General features: G+C 37.5%; 1 pseudogene. It reads left to right on the top strand.

From position 1 onward, the window contains the following. Positions 1–269: pseudogene (locus SBH76_RS13695) on the top strand (IS1634 family transposase); the annotation flags it as partial.

Here is a 269-nt window from a genome sequence, read left to right as displayed (position 1 = left end):
TTTTCCACTCCTGTTGAACTTAATATAGGACACTTCTTGCTCTACTCATTGATTGATGAGCTTGATGTTAAGGAAACTATTGATATACTTGCTTCTCAAATGCGTTTTCAGTTCTCTGTATTTGACTTAATTACGCAACTTATTTATGCAAGGGTTATATCACCATGCTCTAAGTCAAAGACAGCCTCTCATGTCTTTCCATACATTTACGGCAGCTCTACAATCTCTGAAGACCAAGTATATGACGGGTGTTCTTTCATAGGAGAGTC

The organism is Lachnoanaerobaculum sanguinis (genome assembly GCF_033242365.1).
Taxonomy (GTDB): domain Bacteria; phylum Bacillota; class Clostridia; order Lachnospirales; family Lachnospiraceae; genus Lachnoanaerobaculum; species Lachnoanaerobaculum sanguinis.
This window is presented reverse-complemented; position numbering and strand designations above follow the sequence as displayed.